The following is a 16197-nucleotide window of genomic DNA, read 5'->3' as shown; positions in this document are numbered from 1 at the left end:
GAACCGGTTTTTCGCAATCGATCCTGCTCTCACTCTAAGACGAGAGACGGATTCAGATTTCAGATGGGATCACTTTGTGATTCCATCTGAAATCATCCGGCTCTAGAACGCTGATGTCGCCGGGAAGCGCCCCGGCCCCGTCCTGAACCAGAGTTTCCAATTGCGATGAGCGGCGTCAACGAGATCCGGTCCACCTTCCTCGATTATTTCAAGTCGGCAGGCCATGAGGTCGTCGCCTCGAGCCCGCTCGTGCCGCGCAACGACCCGACGCTGATGTTTGCCAATTCGGGCATGGTGCAGTTCAAAAACGTCTTCACCGGCCAGGAAAAGCGCCCCTATGCCCGCGCCACCACGGCACAGAAATGCGTGCGCGCCGGCGGCAAGCACAATGATCTCGACAATGTCGGCTACACCGCCCGCCACCACACCTTCTTCGAGATGCTGGGGAACTTCTCCTTCGGCGACTATTTCAAGGAACAGGCGATCACTCACGCCTGGACCCTGATCACGCGCGAATTCGGCCTGCCCAAGGAGAAGCTGACCGTCACCGTCTATTCGGAGGACGACGAGGCGCATGCTCTCTGGAAGAAGATCGCCGGGCTCCCGGATTCCCGGATCATCCGCATCCCGACCTCGGATAATTTCTGGCGCATGGGCGACACCGGTCCCTGCGGCCCCTGCTCCGAGATCTTCTACGACCATGGCGACCATATTCCCGGTGGTCCTCCGGGCTCGCCCGACGAGGATGGCGACCGCTTCATCGAGATCTGGAATCTCGTCTTCATGCAGTATGAAGAAGCAGCGGGCGGCATCAGGACCGACCTGCCGCGCCCCTCGATCGACACCGGCATGGGGCTGGAGCGCATCGCGGCTGTGCTCCAGGGCACGCATGACAACTACGCCATCGACCTGTTCGCGGCCCTGATCGGCGCCATCGCCGACCTGACCAACGTCCCCTCCGACGGACCGATGAAGGCGAGCCACCGCGTCATCGCCGACCATCTGCGCTGCTCGGCCTTCCTGATCGCCGACGGCGTGCTGCCCTCGAACGAGGGCCGCGGCTATGTGCTGCGCCGGATCATGCGGCGTGGCATGCGCCATGCCCAGTTGCTCGGCGCCAAGGAGCCGCTGCTCTACAAGCTCGTGCCGGTGCTGACACGCGAGATGGGCCGCGCCTATCCCGAACTGCTGCGCGCCGAGAGCCTGATCTCCGAGACGCTGAAGCTCGAGGAGACGCGGTTCCGCACCACGCTGGCGCGCGGCCTGACGCTGCTCGACGACGCCGCCCGCGACCTGGTCTCCGGCCAGAGCCTGAAGGGCGATGTCGCCTTCACGCTCTACGATACCTATGGCTTCCCGCTCGATTTGACCCAGGACGCTCTGCGCGCGCGTGGCGTCTCGGTCGATACCGAGGGCTTTGACGCGGCGATGCAGCAGCAGAAGGCCAAGGCGCGCGCCGCCTGGGCCGGCACCGGCGAAGCCGCGACCGAAAAGCTCTGGTTCCCGCTGCGCGATCGTGTCGGCGCGACCGAGTTCCTCGGCTATGACACCGAGACCGCCGAGGGCGTGGTCACGGCGCTGATCCGCGACAATGCCGAGGTCGAGAGCCTGAAATCCGGCGAGAGCGGCTTCGTGATCGTCAACCAGACGCCCTTTTACGGCGAATCCGGCGGCCAGATCGGCGACGCCGGCACGATCCGCGCGCCCGGCACCGTCGTCGACGTCTCCGACGTCCAGAAGAAGCTCGGCGATGTCTTCGCTCACGCCGTCACGGTGAAGGAGGGCGAATTGAAGCGCGGCCAGCCGGTCGAGCTCCTCGTCGATCATGAGCGCCGCAGCGCGATCCGCGCCAATCATTCCGCGACCCATCTGCTGCATGAGGCGCTGCGCCTCGTGCTCGGCGACCATGTCGCCCAGAAGGGCTCGCTGGTCTCGCCCGAGCGTCTGCGTTTCGACTTCTCGCATCCCAAGCCGATCTCGGCGGAGGAATTGCGCGAGGTCGAGGAGATCGCCAATGCGATCGTGCTGCGCAACGAGCCGGTGACGACCCGGCTGATGAGCGTCGACGAGGCGACCGCCTCGGGCGCGCGCGCGCTCTTCGGCGAGAAGTACGGCGATGAAGTCCGCGTCGTCTCGATGGGAACGACGGCTGCGGACAAGCCGTTCTCGATCGAGCTCTGCGGCGGCACCCATGCCACCCGCACCGGCGATATCGGCCTCGTCAGCGTCATCGGCGAGAGCGCGGTGGCGGCGGGCGTGCGGCGCCTCGAGGCGATGACCGGAAACCATGCCCGCGCGCATCTGAACTCCGAATCCCGCTTGCTGCAGGGCCTCGCCAGCCTGCTGAAGGTTCCGGCCTCGGAGGCCGGAACCAGGCTTGCCGCCCTGATCGAGGAGCGCCGCAAGCTCGACCGCGACCTGAGCGAAGCGCGCAAGAAGCTCGCCATGGGTGGCGGTGGCGCAGCCGAAGACCCCATCCAGGAAATCGCCGGCGCGAAGCTGCTCGCACGCGCCGTCAGCGGCGTCGAGATGAAGGATCTGAAGAGCCTGGCGGACGAAGCCAAGACGCGCGTCGGTTCCGGCGTCGTCGTCATCGTCGGCGTCGCCGAGGATGGCAAGGCAGGCGTGGTGGTTGGCGTCACCGAGGACATGACTGCCCGTTTCGACGCGGTGGCGCTGGTGCGCGCGGCCTCCGAACAGCTTGGCGGCAAGGGCGGCGGCGGCCGGCGCGACATGGCCCAGGCAGGCGGCCCCGACGGTGACAAGGCGCAGGCTGCGCTCGACGCCGTCGCCGCCGCGATGGGCTGACCCTGTCATGACCGCCGCCGCGTCGTTTGCGACCTGGCGGCGGCAAATTCACCTGTGGATCGACCATGGCGCCGGCGATGATCTCATCGCCACCATGCTCCATCGCGGCCTGGTGGCGCTGATCTGCGCCAATGTCGTGGCGATCGTCCTGGAATCGGTGCCCTCGATCGCCGCCCGGTTCAGCGTCGGCTTCCAGGCTTTCGAATTCGTCTCGCTCCTCATCTTCGCACTCGAATATGCAATCCGGCTCTGGGCCGCCCCGGAGCATGCGCGTTACCGGGGACTGAGCCCGGCCCGGGCGCGCCTCGCCTATGCCGCCTCCGTGCCGGCGGTGATCGATCTGCTGGCGACGCTGCCGCTCCTGTTCGGCCTCATGGGCTTCGGCGAACTCAAGGTCCTGCTGCTGCTCCGGCTGTTGCGCTTCTTCAAGCTCGGACGCTATTCCCCCGGTATGGCCTCGCTCTCGGCCGCGCTCGCCGCGGAGCGCAAGGCGCTTTTCGCCTGCTTCGTCATCCTGATGGGCGTGATGCTGATGGCGGCAAGCGCCATGCATATCGTCGAGCATGAAGCGCAAGCCGAGAAATTCGGCACGATACCCGACGCGATGTGGTGGGCGATCATTACGCTGACCACGGTCGGCTATGGCGACGTCTACCCTGTCACCGCAGCGGGCAAGGCGGTCGCGGCGGTGACGGCAGTGCTCGGTCTCATCATGCTGGCGTTGCCCGTCGGCATCGTGGCGACCGCTTTCGCGCAGGAGATCCATCGACGCGAATTCGTCGTGACCTGGAGCATGATCGCGCGCGTGCCGCTGTTTGGCGGGCTGGACGCCGCCGAGATTGCCGAAGTCATGCAGTTCCTGCGCGCCCAGACGGTCAGGAACGGAGCTGTGGTCATGCATGAAGGCGAGCCCGGCCGGGCGCTCTATTTCATCGCCAGCGGCGAGGTCGAGATCCTGCTGCCGGAGGGCAAGAAGCGATTGGACGAAGGTCATTTCTTCGGAGAGTTGCGGTTCGGCGACATGGCCATTGCGAGCCACTCCCCCTGCCCGAACGCCGCGGTCGCAACCGCGCCGTCAAAACTCCTGGTGCTCGATCCGGTCGATTTCCACGCCCTGACGAAGCGCCACCCCAAGCTCGCCGAGCGCATCAGGGCACTGGCGCAGGCATGATCAGGCTACTGCAGATCGCAGGCGGGCTCCTCATGCTGCTCGCTCCGGCTTTCGCCCTCGCCCAATCCGGCCCGGCCCGGCCGGGCCCAGGCCTCTCGGCGTCGCGCACGATCATGGCGGGCTCGATGCTCGGCGTCGTCGTCAGCAACGCTCCCGGCAAGGCAAGGCTCGCCATCGCGCGGCCCGATGACGCCGCGACGCGCGCCATTATCGTCATTGAATTGTCCGGCCGGCCCTCCGCAAGCCTCCAGACGCCCGGCGATCCCGGCTCCTATGAATTGCGATTGACCCAGGATCGCGACGGCGCACCGGTCATCCTGCTGCGCCAGCCGCTCGTCACGACGCCGGCCAGCGCGACAGTCTCCGCGCCCGCCCGCGTCGCGCGCGGCAATGGCCTGCCCGTGCGTGGCATCGGCCCCAATGGCGAGCAGGATCGCGTCGTCATCGTGCCGAAGGATGCCGCAGCGGACGCTGCAGGCCCCTCATTCTTCCCGGCAGAAAACATCGAGGCGACATTGGAGGCTCCCGAGACGCCGGGCGCCTACGAATTGCGCTATGTCATGCACGCGCCGCTGGCCGAACATCGCATCCTGGCGCGCCAGGAAATCACGGTCGAATAGTACTGACGGCCTTTGGGGCTGAGCGATGGCGTTATTCTCCGCCGTCATGAGCCGATCTCGAAGGCCGTTGGTACAAGCTCTCGCGCCCAGCCCCATCAGGGTTCCTGATCGGGATGCTGGCGCGAACGGTAGCGGGCGATCTCGCCCGGCGGGATCTCATCCTGCGTGCTGGTGCCGGATAGCCGGCAGAGATCGTCGAACCAGGGCATGCGGCCCTCGACGCCATGGGCCAGGGTCGGCGGATAGCCCGCCGGATCGTCGAGACTGCCGGCAGTGACCGAAATCCGGCCGCTGCCGCGATAGCTGAAGCTCAGCGGCGTGCCGCAGGACGAACAGAAGCCGCGCTCGGCCGCCTCGGAGGACGCGAAGATGCTGGGCTGTCCCCTGGTCCAGACCAGATCATCGAGCGCCGAGCCGGCGAAGGCGCCGAAATAACCGCCGACAGCCTTCTGGCACATCCGGCAAAAGCAGATCGAAACCCGGGATGGCGCCCGCTTCAACTGGTAGCGCACGGCGCCGCATTGGCAACCTCCGGTCAGGCTTCGCGCTTCGGCCATGATGCTGCTCCCCACGAAAAAGCCCGGCCAATCTCGCCGGGCTTGAAAGCGGCGACAAGTCGCGCTCACGCGTTTTCGAGCGAAGTGGACACCGGTTCGCGTGAAGAAAACGCGTTTAAGCAAAGAGGTAAGAGCCGCTTCCGATCCAATTGGATCGGGAACGGCTCTAACGCGTGCCTCAGGCGGCCATCGCCTTGCGCAGGTTGTCGCTGACCTTGTCGAGGAAGCCGGTGGTGGAGAGCCACTTCTGCTCCGCGCCGACCAGCAGCGCCAGGTCCTTGGTCATGTCGCCGGCCTCGACCGTGTCGACCGTGACCTTCTCCAGCAAGGTCGCGAACTTGGCGAGCTCGGCATTGCCGTCGAGCTTGGCGCGGTGGGCAAGGCCACGCGTCCAGGCGAAGATCGAGGCGATCGAGTTCGTCGAGGTCTCCTTGCCCTTCTGGTGCTCGCGATAATGGCGCGTCACCGTGCCGTGCGCGGCCTCGGCCTCGACGGTCTTGCCGTCCGGCGTCATCAGCACCGAGGTCATCAGGCCGAGCGAGCCGAAGCCCTGCGCAACGGTGTCGGACTGCACGTCGCCATCATAGTTCTTGCAGGCCCAGACATAACCGCCCGACCACTTCATCGCGGAGGCGACCATGTCGTCGATCAGGCGGTGCTCATAGGTGATGCCGAGCTTGTCGAACTCTGCCTTGAACTCGGCCTGGTAGATCTCCTCGAAGATATCCTTGAAGCGACCATCATAGGTCTTGAGGATGGTGTTCTTGGTCGAGAGATAGACCGGGTATTTGCGGATCAGGCCGTAATTCAGCGAAGCGCGGGCGAAATCCCGGATCGAATCGTCGAGATTGTACATCGCCATGGCGACGCCGGCGTCGGGGGCCTTGAAGACCTCCTTCTCGATCACGGCACCGTCCTCGCCGACGAACTTGATCGACAGCGTGCCCTTGCCGGGGAACTTGAAATCGGTAGCGCGGTACTGATCGCCATAGGCGTGGCGGCCGATGACGATCGGCTGGGTCCAGCCCGGCACGAGGCGCGGCACATTCTTGCAGATGATCGGCTCGCGGAAGATCACGCCGCCGAGGATGTTGCGGATCGTACCGTTGGGCGACTTCCACATCGACTTCAGGTTGAATTCCTTCACGCGGCCTTCATCGGGCGTGATCGTCGCGCATTTCACCGCAACGCCATGCTTCTTGGTGGCGTTGGCGGCGTCGATCGTGACCTGGTCGTCGGTGGCGTCGCGGTTCTCGACCGAGAGATCGTAATAATCCAGCTCGAGGTCGAGATAAGGGAAGATCAGGGTTTCCTTGATCTTCTGCCAGATGATGCGGGTCATCTCATCGCCGTCCATATCGACGACGGGGTTGGCGACCTTGATCTTGCTCATGTGATTTCGACCCCTGATGCTGGCCAGACTGGAACGATTCCGGCCTGCAGCAAGCACGCGGCAGGCGGCTGCGCGCTTCCTAGCGGGTTCGGGGGCAAGGGGGAAGCACGGCTTTTGGGCGAATGCCTCGAAGGCGATGCTGCACCGCCGCAAAAATTGCACGGTCCCGTTCTAGCCTTGCTCGCTGATCGTCATCGCGCAGGGGCGACCACCATGCATCACCACCACCGCAGGCTTCGCCTTGGCCCGCTCGCCTGGATGCGCGCCAGCTTCGCTGGAGCCGTGCTCGTCATGGCAGACGCCGCGCGTGCTCAGGACGGCCTGCCCTACAGCCCCCATATTCCGATCCCCAAGCCGGCGCTCGATTTCGAAGCTCCCGGAGACGCGTTCGACCAGAGCAAGCAGGACGGCGCCAGCGACGCCGACGCCGCTCTCCTCGAGCCCGACCTGAGCGGACTCGCGGCGCAAATCGCCGCATCGAATACTCATGGCCAGGCCCGCGCGCCGATTCCCGTCGACATCATTCGCAAGGGCTTTGCCGCCCGCAGCACCATGGCCGGCGCGTTGCCGGAACGCTCCGTCGGGTTCAAGCTCGGTGCCGATATCTTATCGGTCTCCACCAGGCTGATCGCACCTGGCGGAGATGAGCGCGGTCGCGACGCGCGTATCGACTGGCGGCTCGCCCGCCCGATCGCCAATGCGGGTCCCGGCTTCATCTGGACGATCTCGACGGGCGGAGGCAGCGGCGTCCTCAGTAATCCCGAGCAGAACGCCAAACTGCTCGTCGGCTATCGCCACCAGCTCTTCGAGCACCTGACCATGACCTCGCAATTGAGCATGGGCGGCAATTATGTCTTCGCTCCCGGCGACGGCCCGCACTCGACCCTGGTGCCGGAGGTCAAGCTCTCGGCCGATCTCGCCGCCCTGGCGGACCTGCCCTGGGAGGCCTCCCTCGATGTCGCGCTGGCCCGGCAGATGCCGCTCGTCGCCAGCGATTTCGAGACCCGCGGCACCGCCATGCTGCGCCTGAAATACAGCCTCGATTGACGAGGCCCCGCCCTGCCTTCCAGGAGCTTCCCCCTTTGCGCCGGCCGCTCTAGCTTGGCCTTGCCATGGACAGCTCATCTTCCAAATTCGCCCTCGTCACCGGCGGCACGCGCGGCATCGGCGCAGGAGCCGCACTCGCCCTCGCCCGGGCCGGCTACGAGGTTCTCGCCACCGGACTGACCGCGGAGGAGGTTGCGGTCGCCCCGCCCCATCCCGCGATCCGCCACGCGCAGCTCGACGTCACCAGCGACGCGCAGGTCGCAGGCATCGTCGCCTTGTGCCCGCGCCTCGACGCGCTGGTGAACTGCGCCGGCATGATCCAGCGCAACGGCAAGGAGTTCGAGATCGACGCCTTCCGCCTGACGATCGAGGTCAATCTCAACGGCACCATGCGGATGTGCCTTGCAGTGAAGGACAGGCTGGCGGCGAAGGCTGAGGGCAAAGCGGGCGGCGCGATCGTCAACATCGCCTCGATGCTGACCTTCCACGGCTCGGCCTATGCGCCCGCCTACTCCGCCTCCAAGGGCGCGATCGGCCAGCTCACCAAATCGCTGGCGGCGGCGTGGGCGGCCGACGGTATCCGCGTCAACGCCGTCGCACCGGGCTGGATCGCAACCGAGCTGACGAAACCGCTGGTCGAGGACGCCGCCCGCTCGGCGCCGATCCTGGCGCGCACGCCGATGGGCCGCTGGGGCGAGCCCGGCGATGTCGGCGGCGCGATCGCCTTCCTGCTCTCGGACGCGGCGGCCTTCGTCACGGGCGCGATCCTGCCCGTCGATGGCGGCTATCTGGCGGTCTGAACGCAGACGCCACTAGACGACAAAAACATCAACCGGCGCAATGAGATGCCGGGCTTTGCGGAATCACGTCGGCAACGACTTGAATCAAGATGTCAGAACCGGAGAGACGCCATGAACAAGGTCAGCCCCATTCCCGTCATTGCCTCGGATGCCGAACGCTGGACGCCTTATCGCCATCCCCAGCCCAAGGATTCCCCGCCTGAGCTGATCGTGCCGAACGTCATTCCCAGCGACGAGCGCGTCTGGGTGCCGGTCGACGACAATGTCTGGTTCCGGCCGCTCTGCCTCTCGGTCACGCGCGGCTACTGGATGAACCTGCTGCGCGTGCGCCGTTCCGGCGTGCTCTCGCGCCACCGCCATCCCCAGCCGGTGCATGGCTATGTGCTGAAAGGCCAGTGGCGCTATCTCGAACATGACTGGGTCGCGACGGAAGGCGCCTATGTCTATGAGGCGCCGGGCGAGACCCATACGCTGGTGGTCGATCCCGAGACCGAGGAGATGATCACCATGTTCCAGGTCAATGGCGCGATGATCTATGTCGACCCCGACGGCAAGTGCCTCGGCTATGACGACGTCTTCACCCGCCTCGACAAGTGCCGGGCGCATTATGCGGGCAACGGTCTGGGCGCCGACTACGCCGACCAGTTCATCCGCTGATTGCCGGCGACCCGCCATCGCATCGGCCAGTCGGCGATGAGATGCGGGCGCCTGCCTATCGCAGGCGATGTTCCTGAGATCGTTCCGAGACATCTCTCATGTCTGCGGTGGAACGACCCTTGGGCTCGTCCGGGTGGATGTCTGGAGCGTTTTCGAGCGAAGTGGACTCCGGTTCGCGTGAAGAAAACGCGTTATAACAAGGAGCTGGAGCATTTCCGCGATTCGGAGAAACGCGAAAATGTTCCAGGGTCGGGCAGTGTCGATCATTGGCAGATTGACCTCAGGGTCGCTCCGTTACGAATGGATTCATGTCTGGTGCCTGCTGAAGCGCCAGCGGCTGATCAACATTGGCCTGCTGGAAGACGGAGCGACAGCAAGCCCCGACCACACACATGCCGGTTGCCAGTCTCGCAGTCTGCGATTGTATGAGCGCCTCGTTCAGGAGTATGTGGACGCGGCCCCTGCCAGTGCCTCGCTCGATATCCTCGAGATCGGATGCGGCCGGGGTTTCGGCCTGGAGCATATCGCAAAACGACTATCGCAATCGCGCGTTACCGGTATCGACCTCTCCTATGCGGCAAGCCTCGCCGGACGTCTTTCGGGTCTGAACATCCGGCGTGGACGCTATGAGGCCCTGCCCTTCGCCGACTGCAGCTTTGACGCCATCGTCGCCATCGAGGCCCTGTTATATGGCGGAATCGCCGCGGGCCTGCAGGAGGCGCAGCGAGTGCTGAAGCCCGGCGGCCATCTTCTGCTGGCTCAATTCATGAAAGGCGGCATCGACGAGGTCCGCCACGGCGTCGAGGGCGTTTTGAAAGAACACGGCTTTTCCGTCGTGAGCTTCGTCGACCTCACCGCATCGGCGCGCGGCAGCGTCCTGGCAGGCGAACAGCATCGCCGGCGGCAGGCGCGCCACTTTCCTGCATGGTTGCGGGGGCATTTTGACGAGACCCTCGCCCTGGCCGGGTCGAACCGTTACGAGGGATGGCTGAACGGCCGGTATTGCTACTTCGCCGCGATCGTCCAGGCGCCATAGAACCTCAGGCCGATGCCCCAGCAATCGGTCGCCCCAGGAAGTCTCCGCTGTGCCCCTCGGCGGAAGCCGCCATGCTCTGTCAGGAACGGCCCACAGGACATCGGCCCGAAAAGCGGAGCGCCCCTCGCGGTCTGGGCCGAGGCAGGGTCGAAGAGTCAGATCAAGGAACCGGATCTGACATCTGAACCCATCTCTATCGCCCCAGCTTCGCCAGCTCGACGGCCGCGCGCAGCTCGATATGGGCCAGCACGTCGTCGAGGCGTGGATCGTCGGTGGTTTCGCGTCGCAGCGACAGCGTCGTCTTCAAAGTCTCGAGCTCGGAGATCTGGACACGGCCTGAGAGCAGCGCCGCCTTCAGCTTGTCGAGCCCGTCGAGCAGGTCATGCCCGCGCTTGGCCTGGCGCTTCTTGCGTTCCAGCGGCTCCTCATAGGCCTGTACGGCGATGAGGGTCTCGAGCCCGCTGGTCGAGCTCACGGCCTGTCCGCGCGCCGAGGTCGCGGTTTCCTTGGTTGGAAGCGTGAACGCCGCCCCCCCGCTGCGCCGGGCATTATTGGCCTGGCCGGCATTGGTGACGGGCGCGCGCTGGTCGATCCGGATCATGGCGGCCTCGCGAAATGGTGCCAGAAGACTAGGGCGTTGCGTGGTTAACAACCGGTAAACCACCCGGCAGAAACTGCCGGGCCGGCAGGAAAGGCGGCAAGGATGCGCCGCCCCCGACCATGGCACCAATTCCCAAAACATTGATAAACAAAGGCTTTCGATTTGGACCCAACTGGCACGGGGATCGCAGGGCATCAGCGCCATCCCTGCCCTCTTGCCGGTGCATTCATGTTTCGCCTGCCAGCCCTCCACACCCTGCTGACACCCGTCGCGGCCCTGCTCGCGCTCGGCCTCGTCATGGCGGCCGGGCCGGCGCAGGCGCTCTCCCGCATCAAGGACCTCGCCTCCGTCGAGGGCGTCCGCACCAACCAGATTCTGGGCTACGGCATCGTCGTCGGCCTCAACGGCACCGGCGACACGCTGAACAACGCCCCCTTCACCAAGCAGTCGCTCACCGCGATGCTGGAGCGGCTCGGCGTCAATACGCGCGGCGCCAATATGCGCACCGCCAACGTCGCCGCCGTGATGGTGACCGCCAACCTGCCGCCCTTCGCCACGCAAGGCACGCGACTCGACATCACGGTCTCTGCGCTGGGCGACGCCAAGTCGCTGCAGGGCGGCACGCTGCTGGCAACGCCGCTGCTCGGCGCCGATGGCGAGGTCTATGCGGTCTCGCAAGGGCCGGTCGCGATCGCCGGCTTCTCGGCCGAGGGCGAGGCAAGCAAGATCACCCGCGGCGTGCCGACCGTCGGGCGCATCGCCAATGGCGGCCTGGTCGAGCGCGAAATCGACTTCGCGCTGAACAAGCTCAAGACGCTGCGGCTCTCGCTGCGCAATCCCGATCTGACGACGGCGCGCCGGGTGGCCGCCGCCATCAACGACTTCCTCGGCGGCGATGCGGCCGAGCCCACCGACCCCTCGACCATCGTGCTCCAGATCCCGCCGCGCTTCCAAGGCAACATGATCCGGATGCTCACCGATATCGAGCAGCTCAAGATCGAGCCCGACCAGCTCGCCCGCATCGTCATCGACGAACGCTCCGGCATCATCGTCATGGGCAAGGATGTCCGCGTCTCCACCGTCGCCGTGGCGCAGGGCAACCTGACGGTCACGATCAGCGAGCAGCCGCAGGTCAGCCAGCCCGCCCCGCTCAGCCGCGGCGAGACCACGGTGGTGCCGCGGTCCAACGTCAAGGTCGACACCGAAGGCGGCAACAAGCTGGCGCTCGTCCGCGAGAGCGTGACGCTGGCCGAGCTCGTCGACGGCCTCAATGCGCTCGGCATCGGCCCGCGCGACCTGATCTCCATTCTCCAGGCCATCAAGGCGGCCGGCGCCCTCCAGGCAGAAATCGAGGTGATGTGATGACTGCTGCTCTTGCAATCCCCGCCGCAAAGCTGGCTCTGAGCACGGCCGGCAGCGTTCTCGACAGCGTCAAGAACGCGCTCGACCCCGCCAAGGCCAAGGCCAAGAAGCAGGCCGACGACTTCGAGACCGTCTTCCTCGAACAGACCACCGAGCGCCTCCTCGCCACCCCCGAAGGCAGCGAAGGGCCGCTCGGCGAAAACGGCACCGGCGGCGGCATCTACAAGTCGATGCTGAGCCAGCAATACGCCAAGCAGCTGCAGAAGGCCGGCGGCGTCGGCCTGTCCGACCAGATCATGCGCGACCTGCTCAAGGTCCAAGAGCAAAGCAGCACACAGAGCAGCGGAGCGACGCATGTCGGTGGCTAAGCGCATCCTCGACGAGCGTCCGCGCATCTCGACGCCACTCGAAGCCCGCGCTCTGATCGAGGCCGTGCTCGAGGCGCTCAGCGCCTTGTCTCATCTCGTCGGCGAGGAAACCGAACTCGTCCGCGCCGGGCGCCTGCCCGAGGCGATGACGCGCGAGCCGCGCAAGGCCGAGCTTGCCGGCATCTATATGCGCGGCGTCGAGCAGGTGAAGCTCAACGCGGTCGCACTGGCGCGGTTCGCCCCCGACCAGGTCACGCGGCTCAAGCTCGCCCATGTCGGCTTCCAGGCGCTCATCGACATCAACCAGCTCGTCCTGGCTACGGCTCGCGCCGTCTCGGAATCGATCGTGCGCGATCTCGCGAGCGATGCCGGCAAGCCCTCGCGCGCCGCCGGCTACGGCCCGGCCTCCACGGTTGGCGCCGGCGCCTTCGCGCGCCCCAATGCCGGGCCTTTGGTGATTTCGCGGCGGCTCTGAAGCGGCTGCCACGTAAACCATCAATTTTTACCTAATTCCCTAACGTCAGATTCAAGCTTAGCTGCAATAGTCCGCAGCTGGCGCGGCATGTCCCGCGCCAGACTTGCTACGGGACACGGCGCATCGGCGCCGTGATATACTCCAGAAGGAGTGAAGCTATGGATCTTGGCAACGCACCGAGGGTAACGGGAGTAGCCGGCGTCACCATCGTTCCGCGCTCCGACGTCGTCGCGGCCAGAGGCAGCGTCACGGTCGAGCTGCCGCCGGAGCAGACAGTCCAGTCGGCGGGCGAGGCCGTCCGGATCGAGATTCGCACGCAGGATCGCAGGGCCCAGACCAGCGCCGACCGCAGCACGGCCAGCCGCCAAAGCGAGCAGACGCCGCAAGACGTGATCGAGAGCCGCCTCTATATCGAGCCGCTGACGCGCAGCCTTGTCCTGCAGAAGAAGGACACGCAGACGGGCGAGACGACGGAGCAGGTGCCCGATGAAGCGACGCTCAAGTTGCGCGTCTATAATCGCCAGCTCGCCGAGCTTGCCCGCGAGGCCAGCGAGGCTGCGGCGCACACCGTCGAACGCACCGCCTGACCAGAGCGCCCCGAACGAGCCCGCTTTGAACCGCCCGCCTCCAAGCGGGCGGTTTTCGTTTGGGCCTGACCGACGGGCCTCGAGTCACCCTGCAACGGAATTGACGCCTCGTTAACTACGCCCAGCCTTCAGCGCCATCCTGCAAAATTCGACGGCAGAAATTTACCGCTTGTTACGAGCTGGCGGACGAGTGTCCCGGTGTCGCGGCCAGAACGATCGCGACGCCAGAAGGCATCATCCCAGAAGGGTTTACTATTATGGCCGTTACACTTTCCGCCGGCGTCCGCAGCGCTGTCTCCTCCCTCTCCTCCGTTCAGTCGCAGGCCACCGCGATCCAGAGCCGCCTTGCCACTGGCAAGAAGGTCAACTCGGCCATCGACAGCCCGGTGAACTACTTCACCGCCGCTTCGCTGAACGAGCGTTCGAGCCAGCTCACCGGCCTGCTCGACGGCATCTCGAACGGCATCCAGACCATTCAGTCCGCCTCCAAGGGCATCGATGCCATCACCAAGCTGGTGTCCTCGCTCCAGTCGACGGTGAAGCAGGCCCAGGCCGACGCGGCTCAGAACCGCCCGACCAAAGCCGGCACGACTCTCGCCACCGCCGCTGAAGCGGCTGTGACCAGCAAGAGCCTCAAGGACATTGCTCTCGACAAGCGTATCGTTAACGTTGCCGGCGGCACCGCTGGCGCTGATGCCGCCACCGCCACCAGTTCGGGTGACCTCGGTATCGCGTCCGGTGCGGACGGCACCAAGCTCGCCATCTCAGTTAAGTCCGGCTCGACGACGTACACCGCGTCCTTCGACGGGGCCACGACGACCGTTCGCGATGTCGTCAATGAGATCAACAAGTCGGGTGTTGCCACTGCCTTCGTCGATGAGAAGGGCCAGCTCAACGTCAAGGGCAATGGTTCGGACGATGTCGAGTTCGGCCTCGGCACCGCGACCGTTACAGCTGCCGTCCCGGGCAGCCCAACGGCGGCGGAAATCGCAACGGCCAACGCTGCCGCGGTCACCGCAGCTGGAACTGGCGGCAGCAACACTGCGATCGGGTTCGTTGCGACTGATGCCACTGCAGCCGGAGCGATCAAGGGCCAGAGCATCACCTCGGCCGTCCGCTCCAACCTCATCCAGCAGTACAACGACCTGCGCGACCAGATCGATCAGCTCGCCAAGGACTCCGGCTATAACGGCGTCAACCTGCTGCAGGGTGACAAGGTCTCGATCGTCTTCAACGAGAAGACCGGCAAGAACCAGTCCAAGCTGGACATCCAGGGCTCGACGCTCAGCGCCGACAATCTCGGCATCTCCCAGGCTACCAACACGCAGCTCGCAGGCTTCAGCAACTTCCAGAACGACTCCGATCTGGATGCCGCCACCAAGTCGCTGACCGGCGCCCTGACCTCGCTGAAGTCGATCTCCTCCTCGCTCGGCGCAAACCTCTCGGTCGCGCAGACCCGGCAGGACTTCACCAAGGATCTCTCCAGTGTCCTGACGCAGGGCGCCGACAACCTGGTCGCCGCCGACGGCAACCAGGAAGCCGCCAACCTGCTCGCCTTGCAGACCCGCCAGCAGCTCTCGCAGACGGCCCTGTCGCTCTCGAACCAGTCCGACCAGGCCATCCTGCGCCTGTTCTGATCCTTCGTCCGCAGAAGCGGGCTTGCCCACAGAATGTGGGCCGAAGACAAAAAGGCGGCGGAGCGCAAGCTCCGCCGCCTTTTCGCATTCGTATCAGCGCGCTCGCCTCCGCGGGCATAGAGGAGCGTTAACCATTTTTTATCCTTAACAAGGAATTATCGGCCCAGATCAAATCGAACGAGCGCGGATTCGCGTTTCAGGGGACCGAAGATGGCCGGACCAATTCTTTCGAGCGGCGTTCGCAACAACCTGCTGACCTTGCAGCAGACCACCGCCCAGCAGAACGTCATCCAGAACCGCCTTGCCACCGGCAAGAAGGTCAATTCGGCCATCGACAATCCGGTGAACTACTTCACCTCGGCGTCCCTCAACGATCGGTCGAGCCAGCTCACCGGCCTGCTCGACGGCATCTCGAACGGCATCCAGACCATTCAGGCCGCCTCCAAGGGCATCGACGGCATCACCAAACTGGTGTCCTCGCTCCAGTCGACGGTGAAGCAGGCCCAGGCCGACGCGGCCCAGAATCGTCCGACCAAGGCCGGTACGGCGCTCTCCACCGCGGCTGAGGCGGCTGTAACCAGCAAGAGCCTCAAGGACATTGCTCTCGACAAGCGTATCGTTAACGTTGCCGGCGGCACCGCTGGCGCAGATGCTGCGACCGCCACCAGTTCGGGTGACCTCGGTGTCGCGTCTGGTGCGGACGGCACCAAGCTCGCCATCTCAATTAAGTCCGGCTCGACGACGTACACCGCGTCCTTCGACGGGGCCACGACGACCGTTCGCGATGTCGTCAATGAGATCAACAAGTCGGGTGTTGCCACTGCCTTCGTCGATGAGAAGGGCCAGCTCAACGTCAAGGGCAATGGTTCGGACGATGTCGAGTTCGGCCTCGGCACCGCGACCGTTACAGCTGCCGTCCCGGGCAGCCCAACGGCGGCGGAAATCGCAACGGCCAACGCTGCCGCGGTCACCGCAGCTGGAACTGGCGGCAGCAACACTGCGATCGGGTTCGTTGCGACTGATGCCACTGCAGCCGGAGCGATCAAGGGCCAGAGCATCACCTCGGCCGTCCGCTCGA

Annotated in this window: 16 protein-coding genes; 13 read left to right on the top strand and 3 right to left on the bottom strand. The window is 65.3% G+C overall.

Going from position 1 to position 16197, the window contains the following annotated elements; all coding sequences use genetic code 11:
- Positions 1 to 165: 165 nt before the first annotated feature.
- The 3 genes from alaS to CYD53_RS05760 are packed head-to-tail and all read left to right on the top strand — an operon-like array spanning position 166 to position 4599.
- Positions 166 to 2808: an alanine--tRNA ligase gene (alaS, locus tag CYD53_RS05770; protein ID WP_103717177.1), complete on the top strand. Its 2643-nt coding sequence runs from the start codon at positions 166 to 168 to the stop codon at positions 2806 to 2808.
- A gap of 7 nt (positions 2809 to 2815) precedes the next feature.
- The gene (locus CYD53_RS05765; RefSeq protein WP_103717176.1) at positions 2816 to 3979 is read left to right on the top strand and encodes a cyclic nucleotide-gated ion channel; all 1164 of its coding nucleotides are present in this window, start codon (positions 2816 to 2818) and stop codon (positions 3977 to 3979) included.
- Complete coding sequence (locus tag CYD53_RS05760; RefSeq protein WP_103717175.1) at positions 3976 to 4599, top strand: hypothetical protein; 624 nt, start codon at positions 3976 to 3978, stop codon at positions 4597 to 4599. The genes CYD53_RS05765 and CYD53_RS05760 overlap by 4 nt, the downstream gene beginning before the upstream one ends.
- A 95-nt stretch (positions 4600 to 4694) precedes the next feature.
- On the opposite strand, the gene CYD53_RS05755 is transcribed toward CYD53_RS05760, so the two are convergent.
- Both CYD53_RS05755 and CYD53_RS05750 read right to left on the bottom strand, forming a co-directional pair.
- The gene (locus tag CYD53_RS05755) at positions 4695 to 5156 is read right to left on the bottom strand and encodes a GFA family protein (protein WP_103717174.1); all 462 of its coding nucleotides are present in this window, start codon (positions 5154 to 5156) and stop codon (positions 4695 to 4697) included.
- 178 nt (positions 5157 to 5334) lie between these two features.
- On the bottom strand, positions 5335 to 6549 hold the full coding sequence (locus tag CYD53_RS05750; RefSeq protein ID WP_103717173.1) for an NADP-dependent isocitrate dehydrogenase: 1215 nt from the start codon (positions 6547 to 6549) through the stop codon (positions 5335 to 5337).
- A gap of 213 nt (positions 6550 to 6762) precedes the next feature.
- Here CYD53_RS05750 and CYD53_RS05745 point away from each other — a divergent pair, with 213 nt between their 5' ends.
- From CYD53_RS05745 to CYD53_RS05730, 4 genes are all read left to right on the top strand, one after another.
- Positions 6763 to 7596 carry a hypothetical protein gene (locus CYD53_RS05745; RefSeq protein ID WP_103717172.1) on the top strand — a complete coding sequence of 278 codons (834 nt, stop codon included), beginning with the start codon at positions 6763 to 6765 and terminating at the stop codon, positions 7594 to 7596.
- A 65-nt stretch (positions 7597 to 7661) separates the two neighbouring features.
- The gene (locus CYD53_RS05740) at positions 7662 to 8396 is read left to right on the top strand and encodes an SDR family NAD(P)-dependent oxidoreductase (protein ID WP_103717171.1); all 735 of its coding nucleotides are present in this window, start codon (positions 7662 to 7664) and stop codon (positions 8394 to 8396) included.
- Between the two features lie 111 nt (positions 8397 to 8507).
- Entirely contained in the window at positions 8508 to 9053 is a 546-nt protein-coding gene (locus CYD53_RS05735) for a 2,4'-dihydroxyacetophenone dioxygenase family protein (protein ID WP_103717170.1), read from the top strand.
- 238 nt (positions 9054 to 9291) lie between these two features.
- Positions 9292 to 10089: a class I SAM-dependent methyltransferase gene (locus CYD53_RS05730; protein WP_103717169.1), complete on the top strand. Its 798-nt coding sequence runs from the start codon at positions 9292 to 9294 to the stop codon at positions 10087 to 10089.
- A 193-nt stretch (positions 10090 to 10282) separates the two neighbouring features.
- Here CYD53_RS05730 and CYD53_RS05725 read toward each other — a convergent pair whose 3' ends face one another.
- Positions 10283 to 10690, bottom strand: a complete 408-nt coding sequence (locus CYD53_RS05725) for a flagellar assembly protein FliX (protein ID WP_245928105.1) — start codon at positions 10688 to 10690, stop codon at positions 10283 to 10285.
- A gap of 228 nt (positions 10691 to 10918) precedes the next feature.
- Here CYD53_RS05725 and CYD53_RS05720 point away from each other — a divergent pair, with 228 nt between their 5' ends.
- The 6 genes from CYD53_RS05720 to CYD53_RS30145 all read left to right on the top strand — a co-directional run.
- Positions 10919 to 12052 (top strand): flagellar basal body P-ring protein FlgI, encoded by a 1134-nt coding sequence (locus CYD53_RS05720; RefSeq protein WP_103717168.1) that lies wholly within the window; start codon positions 10919 to 10921, stop codon positions 12050 to 12052.
- Positions 12052 to 12420, top strand: a complete 369-nt coding sequence (locus CYD53_RS05715) for a rod-binding protein (RefSeq protein WP_103717167.1) — start codon at positions 12052 to 12054, stop codon at positions 12418 to 12420. The genes CYD53_RS05720 and CYD53_RS05715 overlap by 1 nt, the downstream gene beginning before the upstream one ends.
- Positions 12407 to 12895, top strand: a complete 489-nt coding sequence (locus tag CYD53_RS05710; RefSeq protein ID WP_103717166.1) for a hypothetical protein — start codon at positions 12407 to 12409, stop codon at positions 12893 to 12895. The genes CYD53_RS05715 and CYD53_RS05710 overlap by 14 nt, the downstream gene beginning before the upstream one ends.
- Before the next feature lie 158 nt (positions 12896 to 13053).
- Positions 13054 to 13482 (top strand): hypothetical protein, encoded by a 429-nt coding sequence (locus CYD53_RS05705; RefSeq protein WP_103717165.1) that lies wholly within the window; start codon positions 13054 to 13056, stop codon positions 13480 to 13482.
- Between the two features lie 257 nt (positions 13483 to 13739).
- The gene (locus CYD53_RS05700; protein ID WP_103717164.1) at positions 13740 to 15119 is read left to right on the top strand and encodes a flagellin N-terminal helical domain-containing protein; all 1380 of its coding nucleotides are present in this window, start codon (positions 13740 to 13742) and stop codon (positions 15117 to 15119) included.
- A gap of 210 nt (positions 15120 to 15329) precedes the next feature.
- Positions 15330 to 16197, top strand: an 868-nt coding sequence (locus CYD53_RS30145; protein WP_465247918.1) for a flagellin N-terminal helical domain-containing protein, incomplete at its 3' end; no start/stop codon positions are given.

It is taken from the genome of Allobosea psychrotolerans (assembly GCF_002917105.1).
Lineage (GTDB): Bacteria > Pseudomonadota > Alphaproteobacteria > Rhizobiales > Beijerinckiaceae > Allobosea > Allobosea psychrotolerans.
Note: the sequence above shows the minus strand (reverse complement) of the source record. Positions and strands in the feature narration are given on the sequence as shown.